Raw genomic sequence first — 21,196 nt, forward strand, 5'->3', positions numbered from 1 at the left:
GCTGCGCTCCCTCATGCCCCCGCCTTCACGGCGAGGTCCTGCCCCGACAGGAAGCTCAGCAGGTCGACACGGTCCACGACGCCCACGAGATCGTCGCCGTCCACGACCCTGATCGGGCGGGAGGAGGCCGAAGAGGCGCCGATGGCGTCCTTGATGAGCGTGGTGACCGGTAACGCCGGCCCGTCCAGCGGCTCACCGGACTCCGGCTCACGGCAGATCCAGCGCAGCGTCAGCACGTGGCTCCTGGGCACGTCACGGACGAAGTCGGCCACGTAGTCGTCGGCGGGCGCGCCCACCAGCTCCTCCGCGGTGCCGAGCTGCACGATCGAGCCCGCCCGCATGATCGCGATCCGCTCGCCCAGCTTGAGCGCCTCGGACAGGTCATGGGTGATGAACAGCATCGTCTTGCCGACTTCCCGGTGCAGGCGGATCACCTCTGCCTGCATGTCGCGCCTGATCAGCGGGTCGAGCGCGCTGAACGGCTCGTCGAACAGCATCACCTGCGGGTCCACGGCCAGCGCGCGGGCCAGGCCGACGCGCTGCTGCATGCCGCCGGACAGCTGGTCGGGGTAGGCGTCGGCATAGCCGTCGAGGCCCACGAGGGAGAGGATCTCCGCGGCCCGCGCGTGCCTGGCCGCCTTGGCGGTGCCCTGGATCTCCAGCCCGTACGCGACGTTGTCGATCACCCTGCGGTGCGGCAACAGGCCGAAGTGCTGGAAGACCATGCTGACCTGGTGGCGGCGGATCTCGCGGAGGCGGGCGGGTGAGGCGCTGCCGATGTCCTCGCCGCCGATCCTGATCTCGCCCGCGCTGGGCTCGATCAGCCGGGTGAGGCACCGTACGAGGGTGGACTTGCCGCTGCCCGACAGGCCCATGACCACGAAGACCTCGCCCGGGCGCACCTCGAAGCTCACGTCCCTGACGGCGGCGGTGCAGCCGGTCTTCTCTCTCAGAGCGGCCTGATCGAGATGCCTGTCCTCGCTGTCCAGCACTTTCTGTGCCCGGGAACCGAAGATCTTCCAAAGGCCCTCAACGGTGATGGCCGCGCTGTCGGGAGAATCCCCCACCATCGCCTCCTTCTTGACGGGCTCAACATATGTCCCGAATAACGGGAATCTCAACGTCGTGACCTTCCAGAGATCAGCGCGCTCCTCTCGCGTTATGGAGTTGGAACGTGCGAAAGCCCCACTATCGGACATGTAGGGCTTTAAAGGATTATTTCTCTCTCCTGATCATTTATGGTGGAGCCCCAGGTTTTGCCTCATGAGTCACAGAACTTGTTTTTTGTAGCGTTATCTTCGTGTGGGCTACCCTGCCGTGGGATGTGTTCTAATTACCGGCACTCGCTGCTTTCCCACGGGGCACAGCCCCCTCAAAAACGCCGATTCGGGCGAGGTGCGTTCTGTGAGTACAGAGCTGGGTGAGAGGCAGGCCAGTAGGGGCAACTGGCGCCTGAGCAATTGGCGCGTCCGCGCACGTCTCGTCGCTCTCATCCTGATCCCGACGGCCGCCGCCGTACTGCTGGGCGGCATCCAGGTGCTCGCGCGGACGGCCGCGGCCAGCGACTACGCCCGTACCAACCAGTTCGCCCAGCTCTCCGCCCAGCTGGGCGACCTCACCCAGCAGGTGGCCGCCGAGCGGGCCAGGACCGCCTGGTACATCGCGCGCAACCGCCCGGCGGACGGGCTGTCCACGGTGCGGGACCAGATGGACGAGGTGGACAGGGCCGCCAAGCAGGTACGCGGCACCGTCCAGCAGCTGCTGAACGACGCGAGCGGCCGCACCGCCGACCAGCTCGAGAACCTGCTCAGCCGGCTGGACGACCTGGCCGGCCTGCGTAAACAGGCGCTCGACGCCACCCTGCTGCCGGGCCCCGCCGTCGAGCTCTACTCGACCGTGATAGGCGACCTGCTCTCGGTCCACAACGAGCTGGTCAAGGACAGCGTGGACGACGAGCTGTTCCGCCGGACCAGCATGCTCAACGCCCTGGCCAGGGCGAAGGAGAGCGTCTCCTACCAGCAGGCGCTGGTCACCGTCGCCCTGGTCGAAGGGACGTTCGACCAGGACCAGCTCAAGCGTTTCCTCGGCGAGCAGTCCAAGGAGCTCAACGAGCGCAGGGCCTACGCCGTCGAGGCCACCGCGGACGAGCGGCGCTTCTTCGACGAGACCGTCAACGGCAGATCCGCCGACCGCATGCTGTTCCTGCGTGAGCTCGTGCTGATCAGGGGCACGAAGGGGCTGCCTCTGCGCGGCCTCGACCTGAGCAGGCGCGACGACGCCAAGGAGTGGTTCGACGCGGCCGGCGTGGTCGTCGACTCCATGCGCAAGGTCGAGGAGCGCCAGGCCCAGGGCATCGTGGCCCGCAGCGAGGCGCTCAGCGCCGACGAGCGGCAACAGGCGCTCGTGGCCGCGGGCGCCGTGCTGGTGCTGCTCGTCGCCGTCCTGCTGGTCACCACCGGGGTCGCCAGGTCACTCGTACGCCCGCTGCGCCGCCTGCGGGGCGAGGCGCTGCAGATCGCGGGCAAACGGCTGCCCGACTTCGTCCAGCACCTGCGCGAGTCGCGCGACGGCGTGGTCCAGACAGAGGTTCCGCCCATCGGGATCTTCTCCAAGGACGAGGTGGGCGAGGTCGCCCGCGCGTTCGACGAGGTGCACCGCGAGGCGGTACGCCTGGCCGGCGACGAGGCCAAACTGCGCGCGAACGTCAACGCCATGTTCGTCAACCTGTCCAGGCGCAGCCAGACGCTGGTCGAGCGGCAGCTCACGCTGATCGAGAAGCTGGAGCGCGGCGAGCGCGACGACACCCGGCTCGGCGACCTGTTCAAGCTCGACCACCTGGCCACCCGCATGCGCCGCAACAGTGAGAACCTCCTCGTCCTGGCCGGTCAGGAGGCGGCGCGCAAGTGGAGCGAGCCGGTCGAGCTGATGGACATCGTGCGCGCCGCGCTCGGCGAGGTCGAGAGCTATGACCGGGTCAGCATCCAGGTCCAGTCGGACGTCGCCATCGCCGGCCAGGCCGTCACGGACGCGGTGCACCTGCTCGCCGAGCTGATCGAGAACGCCGTCTCGTTCTCCTCGCGGGACACCAAGGTCATCATCTCCAGCAGCCGCATCGACGGCGGCTCCCTGATGTTGTCGGTCACCGACCACGGGATCGGGATGAGCCCCGAGGAGCTGTCGGAGGCCAACTGGCGCCTGGCGAACCCGCCCGTCGTGGACGTGTCGGTGTCGCGGCGCATGGGCCTGTTCGTGGTCGGCCGGCTGGCCCTGCGGCACACCATCAAGGTCCAGCTGCGCATGCAGGACATCGGCGGGCTGACCGCCATGGTGCTCATCCCGCCCGTGCTGCTCACGGCGGTGCCGGGTTCGGTGCCCGCGCCGCAGCGCGTCCAGGTGCCCCCGCAGGCGACCTCACCGGCGCCTTCCGCACCCTTCTCCGCGTCGTTTTCCGAGCCGTTCTCCGCGCCGTTCTCCGCACCGACCTCTGGGCACCCGTCCTTCTCCACCCTGCCGCCTCCGGGGCCCTTACCCGGGCATCCGTCGCTGGACAGCATGCCCCCGGCGCCCGCGTCCTCGTCCTGGTTCACCTCCTCCCGCGCCCCCTCGGTCGAGTCGCCGCCGCCGGACCTCGCCGCGCCGCGCGATTCGTACCCTTCATTCGCCACCCCGAGCCCGGCGTCGGGCAAGGACGACTTCCTGCCCATCTACGCCGCCGTCGAAGAGAGCGGCTGGTTCACCAAGTCGGCGCCCACGGCGGACCACCGCGCCCCGGACTGGGCGACCCCCGCCGACCAGGGCTGGCAGGCCGCCGGCGCGGCCGCGGAGCCCGCGCAGAGCGGCACCACCAACTCCGGCTTGCCGAAGCGGACCCCGAGAGCGAATCTGGTACCGGGTACCGCGCATCCGAAACCCGCTCCCGCTCCCGCTCTTCCGGTGTCGCCTGACCGGCTGCGCAACAGGCTGGCCAGCTACCAGCAGGGCGTGCGCAAGGGCCGCGCCGAGCTCGAGGAGGAGTGATGAAGGAGCTGCGCTTCCCCGAAGACCGCGCCGGCCGGCTCGCCGCCCTCGCGGCCGGGCTCGCGGTGCCGGCCGCGCCCGGCTGCGGCAGACAGACAGGGTGATGGGAGCAGACGTTGGCATCGTGGCACAACGATGAGCCGGAGCAGGAGCGCAGCTCCCTTGTCCGGATGTACGCCGTCACCGGCGGCAGGACCGCTCCGCGTATGGAGCTCGCCATGGAGGCCCTGGTATCGTCGGCCACCTCTGCACAACTCGGTCCGACGTACACCCGTGAATACCGCGCGATCAGCGAGCTGTGCCGGCAGGTGCGGTCCGTGGCGGAGATCTCGGCGCTGCTGGGTGTGCCGCTCGGGGTGGCGCGGGTGCTGGTGGCCGACATGGAGGCGGACGGTCTGGTCAGGGTTTACCAGCCGCAGCTGGACGCGGGCCTCCCCGACAGGGGCCTGCTCGAAAGGGTATTGAGTGGACTTCGCAGGCTCTAGCCGGCTCACCTCCACGAAAATCGTCGTGGCGGGCGGGTTCGGCGTCGGGAAGACCACGTTCGTGGGCTCCGTGTCCGAGATCATGCCGCTCACCACGGAGGCGGTGATGACGGACGCGTCCGCGGACATCGACGACCTCGCGCACACGCCCGGCAAGACCACCACCACCGTGGCCATGGACTTCGGGCGGCTCTCACTCGAGCACGACCTGATCCTCTATCTCTTCGGCACGCCCGGGCAGCACCGGTTCTGGTTCATGTGGGACGACATCGTGCGCGGAGCCATCGGGGCCGTGGTGCTGGTGGACTCGCGGCGGCTGGCCGACAGCTTCCCTGCCGTGGACTACTTCGAGCAGTCCGGGATGCCGTTCGTCGTCGGACTGAACGGGTGGAACGGAGAGTTCCCGCACGTCGAGAGCGAGGTGCGGGAGGCGCTCACCCTGTCGCCGCACGTGCCGATCGTGCGCACCGACGCGCGGGAGCGGCAGGCGGTCAAGAACACCCTCATCACGCTCGTCGAGCACGCGCTGACCGTCCGGTCCTAGCCCGCCGACCACCAGTAGGCGGCCACCAGCTCGGCCACGAGCGTCTCGGTGAGGAGGGCGACGTCCGGGTCGGTGTCGTGGACGTACCTGACGGCGGCCGTGGCGTCCTTCACCTCCGCGCCCACGGTGACCACCGTGGACCCGCGCTCGCGTACCCACTCCATGGCCTGGGCGTCGTAGCGGGAACCGGGGAAGAGCAGTGCCCGGTAGTCGAGGGTCTTGGTGAGGTAGACGTCCACGTGGGACCAGTCGCCGCTCTCGCAGGCGTCGGCGGGGCGGCGCGGGCCCTCGCGGAACATCAGCGCCGACTGCTCGGCCGACGACAGGCGCTCGGCCGGGGCGATGGTGTAGACGCCGCGGTCGCCGTCCAGCAGCTCCATCGTCAGAGGGAGCCACTCGTCCCTGCGGTCCAGGAGGTCCTCGGTGGCCTCGGCGGCCCGCTCGAGCAGTCCCGGAACGTCGCGGTCGGTCTCAGTGAGGTGGGTCTCCAGGGCCAGGAGGAGGGCCAGGGTGTGCTGGAACGTACGGCAGGCCACGCCGCCGCGCTCCTCGCCCGCCCGCATGTCGACAACCAGGCCGGCCGCCTGGGCGAGGGGCGAGCCGGGGTTGTTGGTGAGCGCCGCGAGGAAGGACGGGCCGTTCGTGTACCGTTCCAGGGCGTCGAGGGTCTCCCTGCTCGAGCCGGTGGCCGAGATCGGGACGACCAGGGTGTCCTCGGCGGCCGGATAGGTGGCGGCGGCCGAGGCGTAGTCGGCGTACGCGTCGATGCCCGCGGCGCGCAGGCGCAGGGCGGCCACTCCCGCGGCGTACCTGGAGCTGCCCATGCCCAGGAAGAGCACCCTGGTGAGGCCGTGCGGGAGCCGCTCGAAGGGGCTCTCCGCCCGGAGCGCGCCCGCCAGGCTCCGGAGGGCCGCCGGCTTGGCCTCCAGGTCGGACAGGTAGAGCTCGGAATTCACGTGATGTTCTCCTCTTGGTACCAGGTGCGCAGGACGCCCATGGGGGCGTAGCGCCAGCGGGGGAGGTGGCGGGCGGCGTAGATCAGCTCACGGCACTCCTGCTCCACCTCGAACGGGCGGACCAGCTTCTCGTCGAGGAGATCCGGCCTGCCCTTCTCCGTCAGACGGGCCTTGTAAGCGGCGAGCAACTCTTCGCGGGCCTCGGCCGCCCATCGCGCGGCCTGGGCCGGTGGGGTGTTCCTGCGCCTGACCGCCACTTGGGCCACGTGCTCCAGGCTCGTGGTGAGCTGGGCCACGTCTCTCGCGGCCGGTTGGCACGGGTCCGCGTCGGTCACCGTCGGGTTGCCGTCGAAGTCGATCACCGCGTAACCGTCACGCCATTGGAGGATCTGGCCCACATGGAGGTCGCCGTGGATCCGGATGCGGGGGGTCGCGATGCCCGCGTGCAGGGGCGCCAGCTCGTGCCTCATGCGGGCCGCTCTGGTGGCCAGCCACGCGCCGTCCTCGCCGTCGGTGAGCTCGAGCGCCTCCACCAGCGCGGCCTCCGCCCTGGCCGCCGCGGGGGTGCTCGCCGTACCGGCGGCGGGAAAGGTGGCGAGGGCGAGGTGGAGGTCGGCGGCGAGGCGGCCGATGGCGGAGGCGAACCCGGTGGTGCCGGTCTCCGCCTCGTCGACGCACCACTCCCAGCCGTCGCGGGCCTCCGGCAGGTAGCCCGTGACCAAGGCCAGGAGCTCCTCGTGCCCGTCCACTGCACGTGTCAGGGCAGCGTAAGGCGGGGCCGTGTCGTTGAAGCCCGCCTCAACGAGATGGGCGAAGATCTCCGGAGTGGGATGGGGCAGGGGGACAGGTGGGGTGATCCACTTGACGACGACCTGCTCGTCCACCACCACCGAGTAGTTCGTCTGGTCCACGTGAGGGCCGAAGTCGCGCTCACCTGGAGCCCCAGTGTGGAGATCTCCAAGCCTGTACGAGAGGGTTGGCAACGGCACAAACCGGCGCACCGCGAACGGCGGCGGCACATCGCCCTCCAACAGCAGGAGGAGGGCCGCCGTGAGGCCGCGGTCTCGGGCCGTGAGTGGAGACTCACCGACAGAGAGCAGCCGGGCGGCTATTGAATCCCAATTCAACTTGCGGACCAAACTTCCAGGTAGCAATGTCAGCAAAAGTCTTGCTCATGTTGATTTACCCTGCAACACTCCTGCTCTGGTCTGCTGTGTCCGGTAAGGTCGCGCGACCCCTCAAACAGCACAAATTTCAGAAGGAGTAGCGGCCGTGTCCCGTACCCGGTTCACCCGTCGTCTCCCGGCCGCCGTGGCGGTGGCCGGCCTCGCGCTCGCCGTCGCGGCGTGCGGCGGTGAGTCGTCGACCAGCCCAGAAGGCACGACCGCGGCGGCGGCGGACCAGCTCAAGCCCAACGCGGACCTGTCGCAGCAGACCCTCCAAATCACGGTCTGGGACGGGTACACGCCCGAGGAGCTGCCGGAGAAGGTCAAGGCGAAGCTCCATGTCAAGGACATGAAGGTCGCGCTGCACGACACCAACGAGATCGCGATGACCAAGCTCACCGCCCCCGGTGACAGTGGCATCGACGTGGCGTTCGTGTCGGGCCAGTACGCCCAGGCGCTCAACGCGGCGGGCCTGCTGGAGCCGATCCACCCCGAGCTGATCCCCAACCTGGCCAACCTCTACCCGGAGGCCACGCAGCTCTCCTACGACAAGGGCAACAAGTACTCGGTGCCCTACACCTGGGGCACGACCGGCATCTGCTACCGCAGCGACCTGGTGAAGACTCCGCCGACCAGTTGGAACGATCTCCTCAAGCCCCCGGCCTGGGCCGACAAGAAGGTCACCATGATGACCACCGAGCGCTGGCTGGCCCTGCCCGCGCTCAAGGCGCTCGGCTACTCGGTCAACACCGACAAGGACGAGGAGATCGCGAAGGTCAAGGACGCCCTCCTCGCGCAGAAGCCCCACCTGCTCACCTACGACGACACCACGTTCGGCGACAAGCTGAAGTCCGGCGAGGCCATGATGGTCGAGGCGTGGGACGGCTGGTGCCCGACCACGGACCCCAAGGGCAACATCAAGTTCGTGGTGCCGAAGGAGGGCAGCGACCTCTGGGTGGACACCATGGTGATCATGAAGTCCTCCAAGAACAAGGAGGCCGCGCACGCCCTGATCAACTACATCCTCGACCCCGAGATCCACAGCTGGGCCGCCGAGAACATCAACTACAAGGTCCCGAACAAGGCCGCCATGGAGAAGGTCTCGATCCCCAAGGGTTCGCTGCTCGGCATCAAGCCCGCCGAGCTGCTCAACGGTGAGTCGATCGTCGACCTGGGTCAGGCGTCGACCAAGTACACGCGCCTGTCGACCGAAGTCACGGCACAGCAGTAAGAGCGGTGGAGTCTGAGGTCAAGGCCCGGCCGGTGTCCCGTTCGCGGGGGCGCCGGCTGGGCGCGTTCGTTTTCCTGTCCCCCGGTGTCACTTACCTGATCGTGCTGCTGCTGGTGCCTTTGGCGCTGGTGCTCAGCAACACGGTGTTCCAGCGGGGTCGCTTCGGCGGCGTGGTCTACGAGTTCACCACCGAGAACTTCGAGCGCCTGGTCGACCCGCTCTACCTGGGCGTGGCGGTAAACTCGCTGAAGATCGCGGCGCTCACGACGCTGATCGCGCTGCTGATCGGCTACCCGACGGCGTACCTGATCGCGCAGCTCCCGCAGAAGTGGAAGACGGTGGCGCTGGTCGCGATCGTCCTGCCGTTCTGGACGAACTTCATCATCCGCGTGTACGCGTGGATCATCCTGCTCAGCGGCCCCGGCCTGATCAACTCACTGCTGGGCACGCACATGGAGCTGCTGTACAAGCAGGGCACGATCGTCGCCGGGCTGCTGTACTCGTACCTGCCGCTGATGGTGCTGCCGCTGTACGCGGCGATCGAGCGGCTCGACCCGCAGCTCAGGGAGGCCTCGGCCAATCTGGGCGCCTCGGGGTTCACCACGTTCCGGAAGGTCACGCTCCCGCTCACGATCCCCGGCGTGATGTCGGGGTGCCTGTTCGTGTTCGTGCCGAGCTTCGGCAACTTCGTCATCCCCGAGATCCTCGGCGGCAGCAAGTCGATCATGGTGGGCAATCTCATCCGCGACCAGTTCCTGAAGGCGCGCGACTGGCCGTTCGGCTCCACGCTCGCGCTGGCGCTCATCGCGGTGCTGATCGTGCTGCTCCTCGCGCAGGCATGGGTGGCTCGCCGTGCGTAGGTCCAAGCTCCTGTATGTGCCGTTCTGGGCCACGTACGTCTTCCTCTACCTGCCGATCGTCGTGCTGGTCGTCATGTCGTTCAACTCCGGCAAGTCGGCGTACACGTACGAGGGCTTCAGCCTCAAGTGGTACGGCGAGCTGGTCCACGACGAGCGGGTCAGGGACGGCCTGGTCAACACGCTGATCGTGGCCACGGGCTCCACGGTGATCGCCACCGTGCTCGGCACGCTGCTGGCCGTCGGGCTGGCCAGGCACAGCAGGTCCAAGACGCTGGACGCCGTCGCGCTCATGCCGGCCGTGCTGCCCGACCTGGTGCTCGCGATCGGCCTGCTGCTGTTCTACGGCCTGATCCAGCTCACGCTCGGCCTGTACTCGGTGATCCTCGCCCATGGCCTGTTCGCGATGGCGTTCGTGGCCGCGGTGGTGCGCACCAGGCTGGCCAACTCCGACACCTCGCTGGAGGAGGCCTCGCGCGACCTGGGGGCCGGGCCGGTGGAGACGTTCGTGCGGATCACGCTGCCGCAGCTCGCGCCGGGCATCGTCGCGGGCGCGCTGCTGGCGTTCACGCTGTCGCTGGACGAGTTCGTGATCGCGTTCTTCACGATCGGCAACAGCGAGCAGACGCTGCCGATCGTCATCTACTCAATGATTCGTTTCGGGGTGACCCCGAAGATCAACGCGCTGGCCGCGATCCTGCTCCTGGTGAGCTTCACGGCGGTGATCGCCGGGCAGCGCATGACCAAGATCGGGGAGTCACGTGCTCAAGATTGATGGCATCACCCGCAGGTTCGGGGACGTAACCGCGCTCGACGGCGTGTCGCTGGAGATCGAGCAGGGGGAGTTCTTCGCCCTGCTCGGCCCGTCCGGCTGCGGCAAGACCACGCTGCTGCGCATCATCGCGGGGTTCGAGACGCCCGACGGGGGCTCGGTGACGCTCGACGGGGTCGACCTGCTGTCCAAGCAGCCGAACCGGCGGCCGATCAGTCTCATGTTCCAGTCGTACGCGCTGTTCCCCCACATGACCGTGTCCAAGAACGTGGCCTACGGCCTGGAGCGCGAGCGGCTGCCCCGCCAGGAGGTCAAGCAGCGCGTCGGCGAGGTGCTGGAGACCGTCGGGCTGTCGGCGCACGCCAACCGCAAGCCCGCCCAGCTCTCCGGCGGCCAGCGGCAGCGGGTCGCGCTGGCCCGCTCCATCGTCAAGCGGCCCCGCCTGCTGCTGCTCGACGAGCCGCTCTCTGCCCTGGACAAGAAGGTCCGCGCCGACATGCAGCTGGAGCTCAAGCGGCTGCAGCACGAGGTCGGCATCACGTTCGTGGTCGTCACGCACGACCAGGAGGAGGCCATGTCGCTGGCCGACCGCATCGCGGTCTTCGACAGCGGCAGCGTGCGCCAGGTGGACAAGCCGGTCGCGCTCTACGAGAGGCCCCGCACGCCGTTCGTGGCCGACTTCGTCGGCGCCAACAACCTCTTCCACGGCACGGCCGGCGGGCTCGAGGGGATCGAGACCGACGAGTTCGGCATGCTGGCCGGCACCCCGCTGGAGGAGCTGGAGGCCGGCTCCAAGGCGCTGCTTGCGGTCCGGCCGGAGAAGATCGAGCTGGCCGACGAGAACGCCATGCGCGGCCTCCAGGGCAGCGTCCTGGACGTCAGCTTCTACGGCGGTGTGTCGCACATCTCCGTGGACGTGCCGGGCCGTGTCAAGCCGCTGCTCGTCGCCGTGCAGGGGGCGAGCTCGGTGGAGGTGGGCGCCAAGGTCAAGGTGCGCTGGAGCGCCGAGGACGCGGTCATCATGGCGGTCGATCCATGAGGTCAGTAGGTCAGGTCGTTGCCCGTGGCCGCGCGCGCGTACGACAGGATCAGCTCGGCCGCCTCGTCCGGGCCGATGACCGGGTGCCTGGCCGTGATGCGGTAGCCGTACGCGTCCTCCAGGGCCACCAGGTTGCGCGCGATCGTCAGCGAGTCGGCGCTCAGCCTGAACACCCCGAGCGCCGCGCCGGTGTCCAGGATCGCCTGGTACATCGACACCTGGCGATCGTAGAGAGAGGTGAGCAGCACGCCGTAGACCCGGTTGCGGCCCGCGGCCCCGCCCAGCTCGTTGAGCAGGCGCACGTCGGGGTCGAGCGGTCCGGTCGGCAGCCCCGACTTGATCGTGACGACCAGCTTCTCGACCGGTTCGGTGAGTGTGGCGAGCTGCCGCACGCGCTGCTCGTAGAAGCGCTCCATGCCCGCGTGCTGCGCCTCGACCAGCAGTTCGCTGAGGTCGGGGTAGTGGTAGAGCACCGCGCCGGAGGTGAGCCCGGCCTCCTCGGCGACGTGCGAAAGCTGCACGCCGTCGACGCCGTGGCGGATGATGGCCCTGCGCGCGGCCTCGATCAAGTCGATGCGCCGGTCGGTACGGCTTTTACGCTGAGCCACTCCCACCGCCCCCACTCGTTTGGCTGCTGTTCAGTTAGCCGTGACCATAGTGCCCGTTACTTGACCTTCACGCTAGATGAGTTCTTGAATTCCTCTTCAAATTGATGAGTTCCCCCGGAGTCTCCATGTCTCTCACCATCCTGTTCATGCCTGAAAGCGCGTACGGTCCCACCAACAACTGCATCGGCATCGGCGACATCCTCCGCCGCCGCGGCCACCGCGTCGTCTTCGCGGCCGAGGCGTCGTGGAAGGGCAAGCTCGAAGCGCTCGGCTTCGAGGAGGACCTCGTCGACCTCGCGCCGCCGCCCGAGAACGCCGAGGAGCAGGACCCCGGCCAGTTCTGGAAGGACTTCATCCGGGAGACCGCGCCCGAGTACCGCAAGAGCACGCAGGAGCAGCTCGAGACGGTCACCAAGCCCATCTGGGCCGAGCTGATCGACGGCGTGAAGTACTGTGAGCCGCAGCTCAAGGCCATCATCGAGCGCGTCAACCCCGACGTCATCGTCGAGGACAACGTGATCACGTTCCCGGCGCTGCTCACCGCGGGCAAGAAGTTCGTCCGCATCGTCTCCTGCAACCCGCTCGAGGTGCGCGGCGAGAACATCGCGCCGGTCTTCTCCGGCCTGCCCGCCGACGACCGCTCCGAGTGGGACGCCTTCCGCGCCGAGTACGACCGCACCCACCGCGAGGTCTGGAGCGCCTTCAACGAGTGGTCCGTCGAGCAGGGCACCGCGTCGCTGCCCGACCTCGACTTCATCCACGAGGGCGACCTGAACCTCTACGTCTATCCGGAGCTCCTCGACTACACCGACGCCCGCCCGCTCGGCGAGTCCTGGCACCGGCTCGACTCTTCAGTACGCGAGACGGACGAGGAGTTCACGCTGCCCTTCGAGCGCAACGAAGGCTCGCTGGTCTACTTCTCGCTCGGCTCGCTCGGCTCTTCCGACGTGGAGCTGATGCAGCGCGTGATCGACGTGCTGGCCACGACGCCGCACCAGTACATCGTCTCCAAGGGGCCGCTCCACGAGGAGATCAAGCTGCCCGACAACATGTGGGGCGCGGAGTTCCTCCCGCAGACTAAGATCATCCCACTGTGTGACTTGGTCATCACCCACGGCGGCAACAACACGACCACGGAGGCGCTGCACTTCGGCAAGCCGATGATCCTGCTGCCGCTCTTCTGGGACCAGTACGACAACGCCCAGAGGGTCGATGAACTTGGCTATGGTGTCAGGCTCTCCACCTACACCTTCACGGACGAGGAACTGAAGGGGGCGGTCGAGCGGCTGCTCGGTGACCCCGAGCTGCGCGCCCGGCTCGCCGCCGCGGGCGAGGAGATCCGGCGTCGCGACGGCCTGCGCAAGGCGGCCGACCTGATCGAGCAACTTGGCGAGTGACATGCGTGAATTGATCAACCCCGCCACCGGGCTCCCGTGTGCCGAAATTCCGGACACGCCGGTGGCGGGTGTGGCGGCGGCCGTACGCACGGCTCGGGCGGCGTTCGAGGAGTGGTCGCAGGCCACTCCGGCCGACCGCGCGCGGCTGCTGCTGCGGGTGGCCGACCTGGTGGAGGCCGACGCCGAGGAGCTGACCAGGCTTGAGGTGGAGGAGACGGGCAAGCCCGCGGCGGTGTTCAGGGACGGCGAGCTGCCGTTCGCCGTCGACAACCTGCGCTTCTTCGCCGGGGCCGCCCGTTCGCTCGAGGGCTCGGGTGCCGGGGTGTTCAGCCCCGGTTACACCTCGGTCCTGCTGCGCCGCCCGGTCGGGGTGGTGGGCTCGATCGCGCCGTGGAACTTCCCGTTCGTCATGGCCGTCTGGAAGATCGGCCCGGCGGTGGCCGCCGGCAACGCCGTGGTGATCAAGCCGGCGCCGCAGACACCACGCACGACGCTGCGGCTGGCCGAGCTGTTCGCCAAGGCGGGCGCGCCCGACGGGCTCGTGCAGGCGGTCACCGGGGACGCGGAGGTCGGCCAGGCGCTGGTCACCGACCCGGGCGTGGACATGGTCAGCGTCACCGGCTCCACGGAGACGGGCCGGGCGGTGATGACCGGAGCCGCGGCCACCCTCAAGCGGGTGCACCTCGAGCTCGGCGGCAAGGCGCCCGCCCTGGTCTTCGAGGACGCCGACCTGGCGGAGATGGCCCACGGCGTGGCCATGGGGGCGACGTACAACACTGGGCAGGACTGCACGGCCGCCACCCGCGTGTACGTCGCCCGCGAGGTCTACGCGGACGCGGTGGAGGCACTGCGGGCAACTCTTGCCAAAATCACCGTCGGTGACCCCTGGGACCCGGCCACGGACATCGGCCCGCTGATCTCCGCCGAGCATCGGGAGCGGGTGCACGGGTTCGTCTCCAGGGCCGCCGGGCGCGTGCTGCACGGCGGCGCCCCGATCGGGGGCTCCGGCTTTTTTTACCCGCCCACCCTCGTGGCCGACGTCGCTCAGGACAGCGAGATCGTGCAAGGGGAGCTTTTCGGACCGGTGCTCGTGGCGCTACCGTTCGACGGCGAGGACGAGGCCGTCAGGCTGGCCAACGACACCCGGTACGGACTGGCCTCGTCGGTGTGGTCGCGTGACGTCGCCAGGGCCATGCGCGTTTCGCATCGGCTCGATGTGGGCGTGACCTGGGTGAACGACCATCTGCCCATCGCCAGCGAGGCCCCGCACGGTGGGGTGAAGGGCAGCGGGTTCGGCAAGGACATGAGCCAGGAGGCGGTGCAGGAGTACTCGGTGACGCGGCACCTGATGGTGAAGCACGCGGCGCCGGCCGAGCGTGATTCGTTCCGGCCCGCCTAAAACGTGTACGGCGCCATGTTGCCCAAAGTGACCTTTTGGGCGCGTGTGATGGGATATGTTCTGTTCGCCGATCTGGTACGGGTTGTGTTCCAATTACCCGGCTGGACAGAATCCCATGCGCCACACGCGTGTCTGATTTTTCGAGCACGTACCGGCGAGAGGTAGCGAGAGTCAGTGAGGACGAAAGACCCCAGGCACACGAGGTCAGGGGAGTACACAGGCGGACGTTTCCGGCTGGGGAACTGGCGTGTGCGCTCGAGGCTGGTCGCGCTGATCCTCATCCCCACCGTTGTGGGCGTGCTGCTCGCCGGTGTGCAGCTGGCCAACGCCATCGGCACGAGCGCCGATTACCGCCGGCTCACCCAGGTCGCCGAGCTGGTGCAGCGCATCGGAGCGCTCAACCACGAGCTCGGCAAGGAACGTACGCTCACCGCGTGGTACGTCGCCGACCGCAGCAGAGGCCAGCGCCTCGTGCAGCTCAAGACGCAGCGGCAGGCAACTGACGCGGCCAAGAAGCAGGTGCTCAGCGCGGCCACGTCCATCGACGCCACCCACTCGTCCCGCGTCCGCGAGGGCGTGGTGAACATGCGCCGCTGGCTCGACGGCCTCGACAGCCTGCGCGGTTCCATGGTCTCGAACGTGCCGCCGCGCGCCGCCGTCAGCACGTACACCACGATGATCGACACCTTCTCCGCGATCCAGGGCGACCTGGGTGACGGTGTCAGCGACGACACCCTCCAGCGTGAGGTGTCCGCGCTCGGCTCGCTCCAACGGGTCAAGGAGGAGATCTCGCGCCAGCAGATCATCCTGATCCTGGCGCTGGTCCAGCGGAAACTGGACAGCGACGACTGGTCCGACTTCCTGGGCTCCTGGAACAAGCAGCAGGCCGAACTGTCCAACTTCGAGCAGGAGGCGGACCCCAAGGACCTGAAGACGTACCAGCAGCTCGTCCGGGGCCTCGACATCGACCTCGCCGACGCCATGCGCCAGCGCGCGCTCGCCCAGGTGCGTGAGTACAACCGGATCAAGGACCTCGACGTCACCACCCACCGTGACCTGAGCGACTGGTACGACAGCACGACCCTGGCCGGTAACGCCATGCGCAAGGTCGAGGACGGCCTGGCCACCAAGATCGTGGCCAGGACCCGGGACCTGAGCGACACCGAGCAGCGCAACGCGATCATCTCCGGTGCGATGATCCTCGTCCTGCTGCTCCTCGTCCTGATCTTCACCACCCGCGTGGCCGGCTCGCTGGTCCGCCCGCTGCGCCGGTTGCGCGCCGAGGCGCTCCAGGTCGCCACGACCCGGCTGCCCGAGACCGTCCGCGTGCTGCGCGAGTCCGGCGAGGGCGCGCACGTGCCCGAGGTGCCGTCGGTCGGCGTCAACACCCGCGACGAGATCGGTGAAGTCGCGCGGGCGTTCGACGAGGTCCACCGCGAGGCGATTCGGCTGGCCGGCGACGAGGCCAAGCTGCGCACGAACGTCAACTCGATGTTCGTCAACCTCTCCCGCCGCAGCCAGACGCTGGTCGAGCGGCAGCTGCAGCTCATCGAGGGCCTGGAGCAGGGCGAGGAGGACGAGCAGCGGCTCGCGAACCTGTTCAGGCTCGACCACCTGGCCACCCGCATGCGCCGCAACAGCGAGAACCTCCTGGTCCTCGCCGGCCAGGAGGCCGCGCGCAAGTGGAGCGAGCCGGTGCCGCTGGTCGACATCGCCCGCGCCTCGCTGTCCGAGGTCGAGAACTACGAGCGGGTCCAGATCCAGATCCCGTCCGGCACGCTGATCGTCGGCCCGGCCGTCACCGACGCCGTCCACCTGCTCGCGGAGCTGATCGAGAACGCCATCTCGTTCTCTCCCCGCGAGAGCAAGGTCACGGTCACCAGCACGCCCGCCGAGGGCGGCGTGCTGGTGTCGATCAACGACCTGGGCATCGGGATGAGCCCCGAGGAACTGTCGGAGGCCAACTGGCGCCTGGCGAACCCGCCCGTCGTGGACGTGGCGGTGTCGCGGCGCATGGGCCTGTTCGTGGTCGGCCGGCTGGCCCTGCGGCACGGCGTCCGCGTGCAGCTCAGCCAGCGGGAGACCGGCGGGTTGAGTGCGCTGGTCATGCTGCCCGACATGCTGATCAGCAGCGGGGTCGGCGTGCCGCAGCAGGGCGGGCAGTACGAGGCCTTCACGACGTTCGACCCGAGCATGTTCGCGGAGCCGTCGCAGAACGGGTCCGGGTCCTACCCGTCCGGTCGCGGCGCCGACGGGCCCGAGCAGGTGGTGGACACGCAGTGGCCGGGGTCGCTGCCGGCGCCCGGGAGCGGGAGCTGGGGCGCGTTCGGCGAGCAGTCCGCCGCGTTCAACGAGCAGTCGGCCGGGGATCGCCCGTTCGAGCAGCCCTACGGTGAGCAGCCGTCCTTCGGCGAGCAGCCGTCTTTCGGTGAGCAACCTGCATTCGGTGAGCGGCAGTCGCCTTACGCCGAGCAGTCGCAGGCGGCGGAGGACGGCGACCAGCCGCGCTGGCCGTCGTTCGCCGAGGAGACGCCGCCGCCGGCCCAGCAGTCGTTCGGGGAGCCCCGCTGGCCGTCGTTCGCCGAGGAGACGCCGCCGCCCGCGCAGCAGTCGTTCGCGGAGAACCGGTGGCCGTCCTTCGCGGAGCAGCCGCCGCCCATGCAGGACGACGAGCCCCGCTGGCCGTCGTTCTCCACCGAGCCGCCGCAGCAGCAGTCGCAGGATGAGTCGCGGTGGTCGTCGTTCGCCGACCCGCTGCCGCGCAGGTCACTGTTCGATGCGGAGGAGCGGCCGCGGGCGCAACACGGTGACGAGTACCGCTCGCCGTTCGCGGAGGAGCCCAAGCCCGCCGACCAGTTCGAGCAGAACGGGCGCTCGGAGTTCGACAGGTTCGGCCCCGGCGCCTACTCCTCGCAGGACATGACCGGGCCGCTCCCCGTGGTGCGCAACTCGCCCATGGAGGACCAGGGCGACGAGTTCCTGCCGATCTTCTCGTCGGTCGGGTCCGACTGGTTCCGCCGGCCCGATCCCGAGATGCTGCGCCCGCGTACCGAGCCTGCGGCTCCCCTTCATGAGGAGGCGCCCGAGATCACGGCCGTGCACCCAGCCGTGCCCACGGAGGCGCCCTCTCCCGCGTCGTCCGGCGGGCTGCCTCGGCGCACGCCTGGTGCTTCCGGGGCGGGCGCGACGTGGTCCTCGCCCGCGGACTCCGGCTTCCAGGCCGCGCAGGCCGCCGCGCAGCCCGCGCAGGGCGGCACCACACCCTCGGGCCTGCCCCGTCGCGTCCCCAAGGCCAACTTGGTGCCCGGTACGGCCAGCCTCGCCGAGCCCCAGGCTGCGTCGCCGGCGCCGCAGATCTCGCCTGAGCGGCTGCGCAGCCGGCTCTCCAGCTTCCAGCAGGGTGTCCGGCAGGGCCGAGCCTTCACCCGCGGAGAAGAGAATGAGGAGGACAAATGAGAGAGATGAGCCAGGGAGCGCGCGGCATAAGCTGGTTGATCACAGACTTCGTGAACAACGTGCCGGGTGTCGCGCACACGGTCGTGGTCTCGTCCGACGGCTTGCCGCTGGCCTTCTCCGAGGGTTTTCCCAAGGACCGGGCCGACCAGCTCGCCGCGGTGGCCTCGGGTGTGATCAGCTTGACCCAAGGAGCCGCGCGGGTTTTCGAGGGCGGGATGGTGACGCAGACCGTTATCGAAATGCAGCGTGGGCTTTTGATGATCATGTCCATCAGCGATGGGTCCTGCTTGGCCGTCCTGGCCGCTCCCGACTGTGACATGGGGTTGGTGGCGTACCAGATGACCTTGCTGGTCGAGCGGGCCGGTCAGGTGCTGACGCCGGCCGTACGCGCCGAGCTGCAAGCGGCCCGCCCCCGTTAGCGGGGCGGTGACAGGAGATCATGGTGTCAGGTCAGGGTTGGGCTGGTGATAGCACTCCGCCGCATCCGGCGGCTCCCCGTCCGCAGAAGCCGAGCTCCTTGGTACGGCCCTATGCCGTGACCGGGGGGCGCACCGCGCCGCGGATGAAGTTCGCCATGGAGGCATTGGTGTCCTCCGTGACGTCGGAATACCAAGACATTTCCCTACTAAGTCCGGAGTATCAGGCGATCATTCAGCTGACCCGGAACGTCCGGTCGGTTGCCGAGATCTCCGCCCTTTTACGCCAGCCCCTCGGGGTGGTCCGGGTGCTGATCGCCGACATGGCGTCGGAGGGCCTGATCCGCGTGCACCAGCCTGCGCTGGACGCCGGAAAGCCGGACCTCAACTTGCTCGAAAGGGTGCTCAGTGGACTTCGCAGGCTCTAGCCCCGGCCTAACCTCGACGAAGATCGTCGTGGCCGGGGGCTTCGGCGTGGGGAAGACGACATTTGTGGGTGCGGTCTCGGAGATCCTGCCACTCACCACCGAAGCCGTCATGACGGACGCTTCGGCACACGTGGACGACGTCTCCCTCACGCCGAACAAGACCACCACGACCGTGGCCATGGACTTCGGCCGGGTCTCCCTCGATCGTGACCTGATCCTTTACCTGTTCGGCACGCCCGGGCAGCACCGGTTCTGGTTCATGTGGGACGACCTGGTGCGGGGCGCCATCGGCGCGGTCGTGCTCGTGGACACGCGCCGCCTCGCCGACAGCTTCCCGGCGATCGACTACTTCGAAGAGGCGAAACTGCCGTTCGTCATCGGCATCAACGGATGGGACGGGCAGTTCGCGCACGCGGAGGAGGAGCTCCGCGAGGCATTGTCGATCGGCGGCCACATCCCGATCGTCCGCCTGGACGCCAGGCAGCGGGAGTCGGTGAAGTCCACCTTGATCACCTTGGTGGAACACGCCCTGACCCGCCACATGCACAGCCCTGTGTAGGTTTCTTTCCTGGCGGCCCCCACGTGCGCGTGGTGGGCCGCTTTCATTTGCCGGCGAAGTTCAGAGGGTTTTGACGGTGCCGCCGTCGATGACGTGGTCGGCGCCCGTGATGTTGCCGGCGACGTCCGACAGGAGGAACGCGATCAGCGCGGCCACCTCCTTGGGCTCGGTGATCCGGCCGGTGGTGATGCTGAAGGCCGCCGGGATCTGCTCGAGGAACGCGGCGTGCTCGGCTCCGGCGAGTGCGGCGACCTTGCCGCCGAAGCCGTCCGGATCCTCCCAGATGGCGGTACGGACGACGCCGGGCGAGACGGTGTTGACCCGGACGCCCTGCGGGCCGAACTCCTCGGCGAGCGACTTGCCGAGCGCGGCCAGGGCGGCCTTGGCGGCGCTGTAGGCGACGGGGCCCGCGGCGGGGAGCCTCGAGTTGATCGACGAGACGTTGACCACCGATCCGCGCCGCTCGATCAGGCTGGGCAGGGCGGCCCGGGTGACGCGGACGGCGCTGAGCAGGTTGATGTCGAAGACGGCCGCCCAGTCGGCGTCGCCGGTCTCGAGGAATCCGACGGGCTCGATGGCGTCGCCGCCGCCAACGTTGTTCACCAGCAGGTCGATGCCGCCCAGCTGTGCGAGCGCCGTGTCCATGAAGGTGGTGACGCCCTCTGCGGTGCTCAGGTCGGCCGGCACCGCGACGGCTCCCGACTTCTCCAACTCCGGGGTGATGGTGCGGGCGGCGCCGACGACACGTACCCCCTCCTCGATCAGGGTCTGCACGGTGGCCAGTCCGATGCCCCGGCTTGCACCGGTGACGACGGCCGTCTTGGAGTCGAGGTTGAGCTCCATGGTTTCTCCAGTTCTTTAACTGCAGGTACAAAATATGGGTGCAGCGGCTGCTTCCCATGTTCGGGACCCTAGCAGTTTCTTGACCTGGAGGTCAAAATCGTCCCACTTCGTGGCTGACACCGCCGCCCACACCGTGACGGCGGCGTCGAACCCGCCGGCTCTAGTCGCCCGACGCAGGCGCCGGGACCTCCGGCTGTGTGCCGGTCGCCAGCCACTGGGCGCGCCGCGTGATCGCGTCCGCCCAGCCGTCCGGCACCACGGCGAAGGTCCCCGCCCGCACAGCCGAGAGCGCCTGTTCGGCGATGGCCGCGGGGTCCTCGCCCTCGGCGGACATGCCGGTGCGGACCAGGGCCGGGCACAGCACTGTCACGCCGATCGGCGTGCCCGCCAGCGCGAGCGCGGCCTGTTCGGCGAGCGCGATGACGGCGTGCTTGGAGGCCGCGTACGCGCCACCGGCGGGGAACGTGACGAGCCCCGCCAGAGACGCGGTGATCAGGATGTGCGCGGGGCGCTCGGCGGCGAGCAGGCGCGGGACGAACGCCCGCAACCCGTTGACCACGCCGCCGACGTTCACCGCGAACACCCTGTCCCAATCCTCGGGGCTCACCTCCCAGGGCGCGCCCAGGTCCCGGCCGACGATGCCCGCGTTCAGGCACACCAGGTCGGCGTCCGGCACGGCGGCGGCGAGGGCCTCCATCTGTGCGGCGTCGGAGACGTCGGTCCGGACGGCGTCGGCTCCCAGCTCGGCCGCGGCGCCGGCGAGCGCCGCTTCCTCGATGTCGGCGAGTACGACCCGTGCCCCGGTCGAGCGGAGCCGGGCGGCAAGGGCTCTGCCGATCCCGCCGGCGGCGCCGGTGACGACGGCGCTGGAGATGTTCATCTGCTTTCCTTGCTGGTTGTCAGAAGTCCACGGTGGGGTCGGCCGTCGCGGTGGGCGTGCACACGACCGCGTCGAAGGCCTGCTGAAGCGGCGCGTCCACGGTGGCGCTCTGCGATCGGATGCGATCGAGCGACGTCCGTGAG

At 69.0% G+C, this 21,196-nt stretch carries 19 protein-coding genes; 13 read left to right on the forward strand and 6 right to left on the reverse strand.

The window, feature by feature from the left end; genetic code table 11:
• Positions 1–11: 11 nt before the first annotated feature.
• A complete protein-coding gene (locus tag ACQPWU_RS11210; RefSeq protein ID WP_433445185.1) occupies positions 12–1,070 on the reverse strand; it encodes a quaternary amine ABC transporter ATP-binding protein in 1,059 nt (352 codons plus the stop codon).
• A 334-nt stretch (positions 1,071–1,404) separates the two neighbouring features.
• Between ACQPWU_RS11210 and ACQPWU_RS11215 the strand changes: the two genes are divergently transcribed.
• From ACQPWU_RS11215 to ACQPWU_RS11225, 3 genes are all read left to right on the forward strand, one after another.
• Positions 1,405–4,017 (forward strand): nitrate- and nitrite sensing domain-containing protein, encoded by a 2,613-nt coding sequence (locus ACQPWU_RS11215; protein WP_433438883.1) that lies wholly within the window; start codon positions 1,405–1,407, stop codon positions 4,015–4,017.
• A 170-nt stretch (positions 4,018–4,187) separates the two neighbouring features.
• Complete coding sequence (locus ACQPWU_RS11220) at positions 4,188–4,502, forward strand: DUF742 domain-containing protein (protein WP_433445186.1); 315 nt, start codon at positions 4,188–4,190, stop codon at positions 4,500–4,502.
• Entirely contained in the window at positions 4,483–5,046 is a 564-nt protein-coding gene (locus tag ACQPWU_RS11225) for a GTP-binding protein (protein ID WP_360689213.1), read from the forward strand. Before ACQPWU_RS11220 ends, ACQPWU_RS11225 begins: the two co-directional genes overlap by 20 nt.
• On the opposite strand, the gene ACQPWU_RS11230 is transcribed toward ACQPWU_RS11225, so the two are convergent.
• Positions 5,043–6,002, reverse strand: a complete 960-nt coding sequence (locus ACQPWU_RS11230) for an SIS domain-containing protein (protein WP_433438885.1) — start codon at positions 6,000–6,002, stop codon at positions 5,043–5,045. The genes ACQPWU_RS11225 and ACQPWU_RS11230 overlap by 4 nt on opposite strands.
• A complete protein-coding gene (locus ACQPWU_RS11235; RefSeq protein ID WP_433438887.1) occupies positions 5,999–6,913 on the reverse strand; it encodes a hypothetical protein in 915 nt (304 codons plus the stop codon). The genes ACQPWU_RS11230 and ACQPWU_RS11235 overlap by 4 nt, the downstream gene beginning before the upstream one ends.
• 361 nt (positions 6,914–7,274) lie before the next feature.
• Between ACQPWU_RS11235 and ACQPWU_RS11240 the strand changes: the two genes are divergently transcribed.
• The 4 genes from ACQPWU_RS11240 to ACQPWU_RS11255 are packed head-to-tail and all read left to right on the forward strand — an operon-like array spanning position 7,275 to position 11,067.
• Positions 7,275–8,399, forward strand: a complete 1,125-nt coding sequence (locus tag ACQPWU_RS11240) for a polyamine ABC transporter substrate-binding protein (RefSeq protein WP_433438889.1) — start codon at positions 7,275–7,277, stop codon at positions 8,397–8,399.
• Positions 8,400–8,404: 5 nt separating this feature from the next.
• Positions 8,405–9,259, forward strand: a complete 855-nt coding sequence (locus tag ACQPWU_RS11245; RefSeq protein ID WP_433438891.1) for an ABC transporter permease — start codon at positions 8,405–8,407, stop codon at positions 9,257–9,259.
• Complete coding sequence (locus ACQPWU_RS11250; protein ID WP_433438893.1) at positions 9,252–10,031, forward strand: ABC transporter permease; 780 nt, start codon at positions 9,252–9,254, stop codon at positions 10,029–10,031. The genes ACQPWU_RS11245 and ACQPWU_RS11250 overlap by 8 nt, the downstream gene beginning before the upstream one ends.
• Positions 10,018–11,067: an ABC transporter ATP-binding protein gene (locus tag ACQPWU_RS11255; protein WP_433438895.1), complete on the forward strand. Its 1,050-nt coding sequence runs from the start codon at positions 10,018–10,020 to the stop codon at positions 11,065–11,067. Before ACQPWU_RS11250 ends, ACQPWU_RS11255 begins: the two co-directional genes overlap by 14 nt.
• A gap of 2 nt (positions 11,068–11,069) precedes the next feature.
• Here ACQPWU_RS11255 and ACQPWU_RS11260 read toward each other — a convergent pair whose 3' ends face one another.
• Positions 11,070–11,675 carry a TetR/AcrR family transcriptional regulator gene (locus ACQPWU_RS11260; protein ID WP_433438897.1) on the reverse strand — a complete coding sequence of 202 codons (606 nt, stop codon included), beginning with the start codon at positions 11,673–11,675 and terminating at the stop codon, positions 11,070–11,072.
• Positions 11,676–11,800: 125 nt separating this feature from the next.
• Between ACQPWU_RS11260 and ACQPWU_RS11265 the strand changes: the two genes are divergently transcribed.
• The 6 genes from ACQPWU_RS11265 (at position 11,801) to ACQPWU_RS11290 (ending at position 19,330) form a co-directional block, all read left to right on the forward strand.
• Positions 11,801–13,072, forward strand: coding sequence for a glycosyltransferase (locus ACQPWU_RS11265; protein WP_433438899.1), 1,272 nt, complete (start codon positions 11,801–11,803; stop codon positions 13,070–13,072).
• A 1-nt stretch (position 13,073) separates the two neighbouring features.
• Positions 13,074–14,471 carry an aminobutyraldehyde dehydrogenase gene (locus tag ACQPWU_RS11270; RefSeq protein WP_433438901.1) on the forward strand — a complete coding sequence of 466 codons (1,398 nt, stop codon included), beginning with the start codon at positions 13,074–13,076 and terminating at the stop codon, positions 14,469–14,471.
• Positions 14,472–14,720: 249 nt separating this feature from the next.
• Positions 14,721–17,927, forward strand: coding sequence for a nitrate- and nitrite sensing domain-containing protein (locus ACQPWU_RS11275; RefSeq protein ID WP_433438903.1), 3,207 nt, complete (start codon positions 14,721–14,723; stop codon positions 17,925–17,927).
• Positions 17,924–18,346 (forward strand): roadblock/LC7 domain-containing protein, encoded by a 423-nt coding sequence (locus ACQPWU_RS11280; RefSeq protein ID WP_090935862.1) that lies wholly within the window; start codon positions 17,924–17,926, stop codon positions 18,344–18,346. Before ACQPWU_RS11275 ends, ACQPWU_RS11280 begins: the two co-directional genes overlap by 4 nt.
• Before the next feature lie 20 nt (positions 18,347–18,366).
• The gene (locus ACQPWU_RS11285) at positions 18,367–18,771 is read left to right on the forward strand and encodes a DUF742 domain-containing protein (protein ID WP_055507219.1); all 405 of its coding nucleotides are present in this window, start codon (positions 18,367–18,369) and stop codon (positions 18,769–18,771) included.
• Positions 18,752–19,330, forward strand: a complete 579-nt coding sequence (locus ACQPWU_RS11290; protein ID WP_433438906.1) for a GTP-binding protein — start codon at positions 18,752–18,754, stop codon at positions 19,328–19,330. The genes ACQPWU_RS11285 and ACQPWU_RS11290 overlap by 20 nt, the downstream gene beginning before the upstream one ends.
• A 60-nt stretch (positions 19,331–19,390) precedes the next feature.
• Here ACQPWU_RS11290 and ACQPWU_RS11295 read toward each other — a convergent pair whose 3' ends face one another.
• Both ACQPWU_RS11295 and ACQPWU_RS11300 read right to left on the reverse strand, forming a co-directional pair.
• On the reverse strand, positions 19,391–20,173 hold the full coding sequence (locus tag ACQPWU_RS11295; RefSeq protein WP_433438908.1) for an oxidoreductase: 783 nt from the start codon (positions 20,171–20,173) through the stop codon (positions 19,391–19,393).
• Positions 20,174–20,333: 160 nt separating this feature from the next.
• Positions 20,334–21,053: an SDR family oxidoreductase gene (locus ACQPWU_RS11300; RefSeq protein ID WP_433438910.1), complete on the reverse strand. Its 720-nt coding sequence runs from the start codon at positions 21,051–21,053 to the stop codon at positions 20,334–20,336.
• Positions 21,054–21,196: the final 143 nt, after the last annotated feature.

This window comes from Nonomuraea sp. CA-141351, assembly GCF_050944675.1.
Taxonomy (GTDB): domain Bacteria; phylum Actinomycetota; class Actinomycetes; order Streptosporangiales; family Streptosporangiaceae; genus Nonomuraea.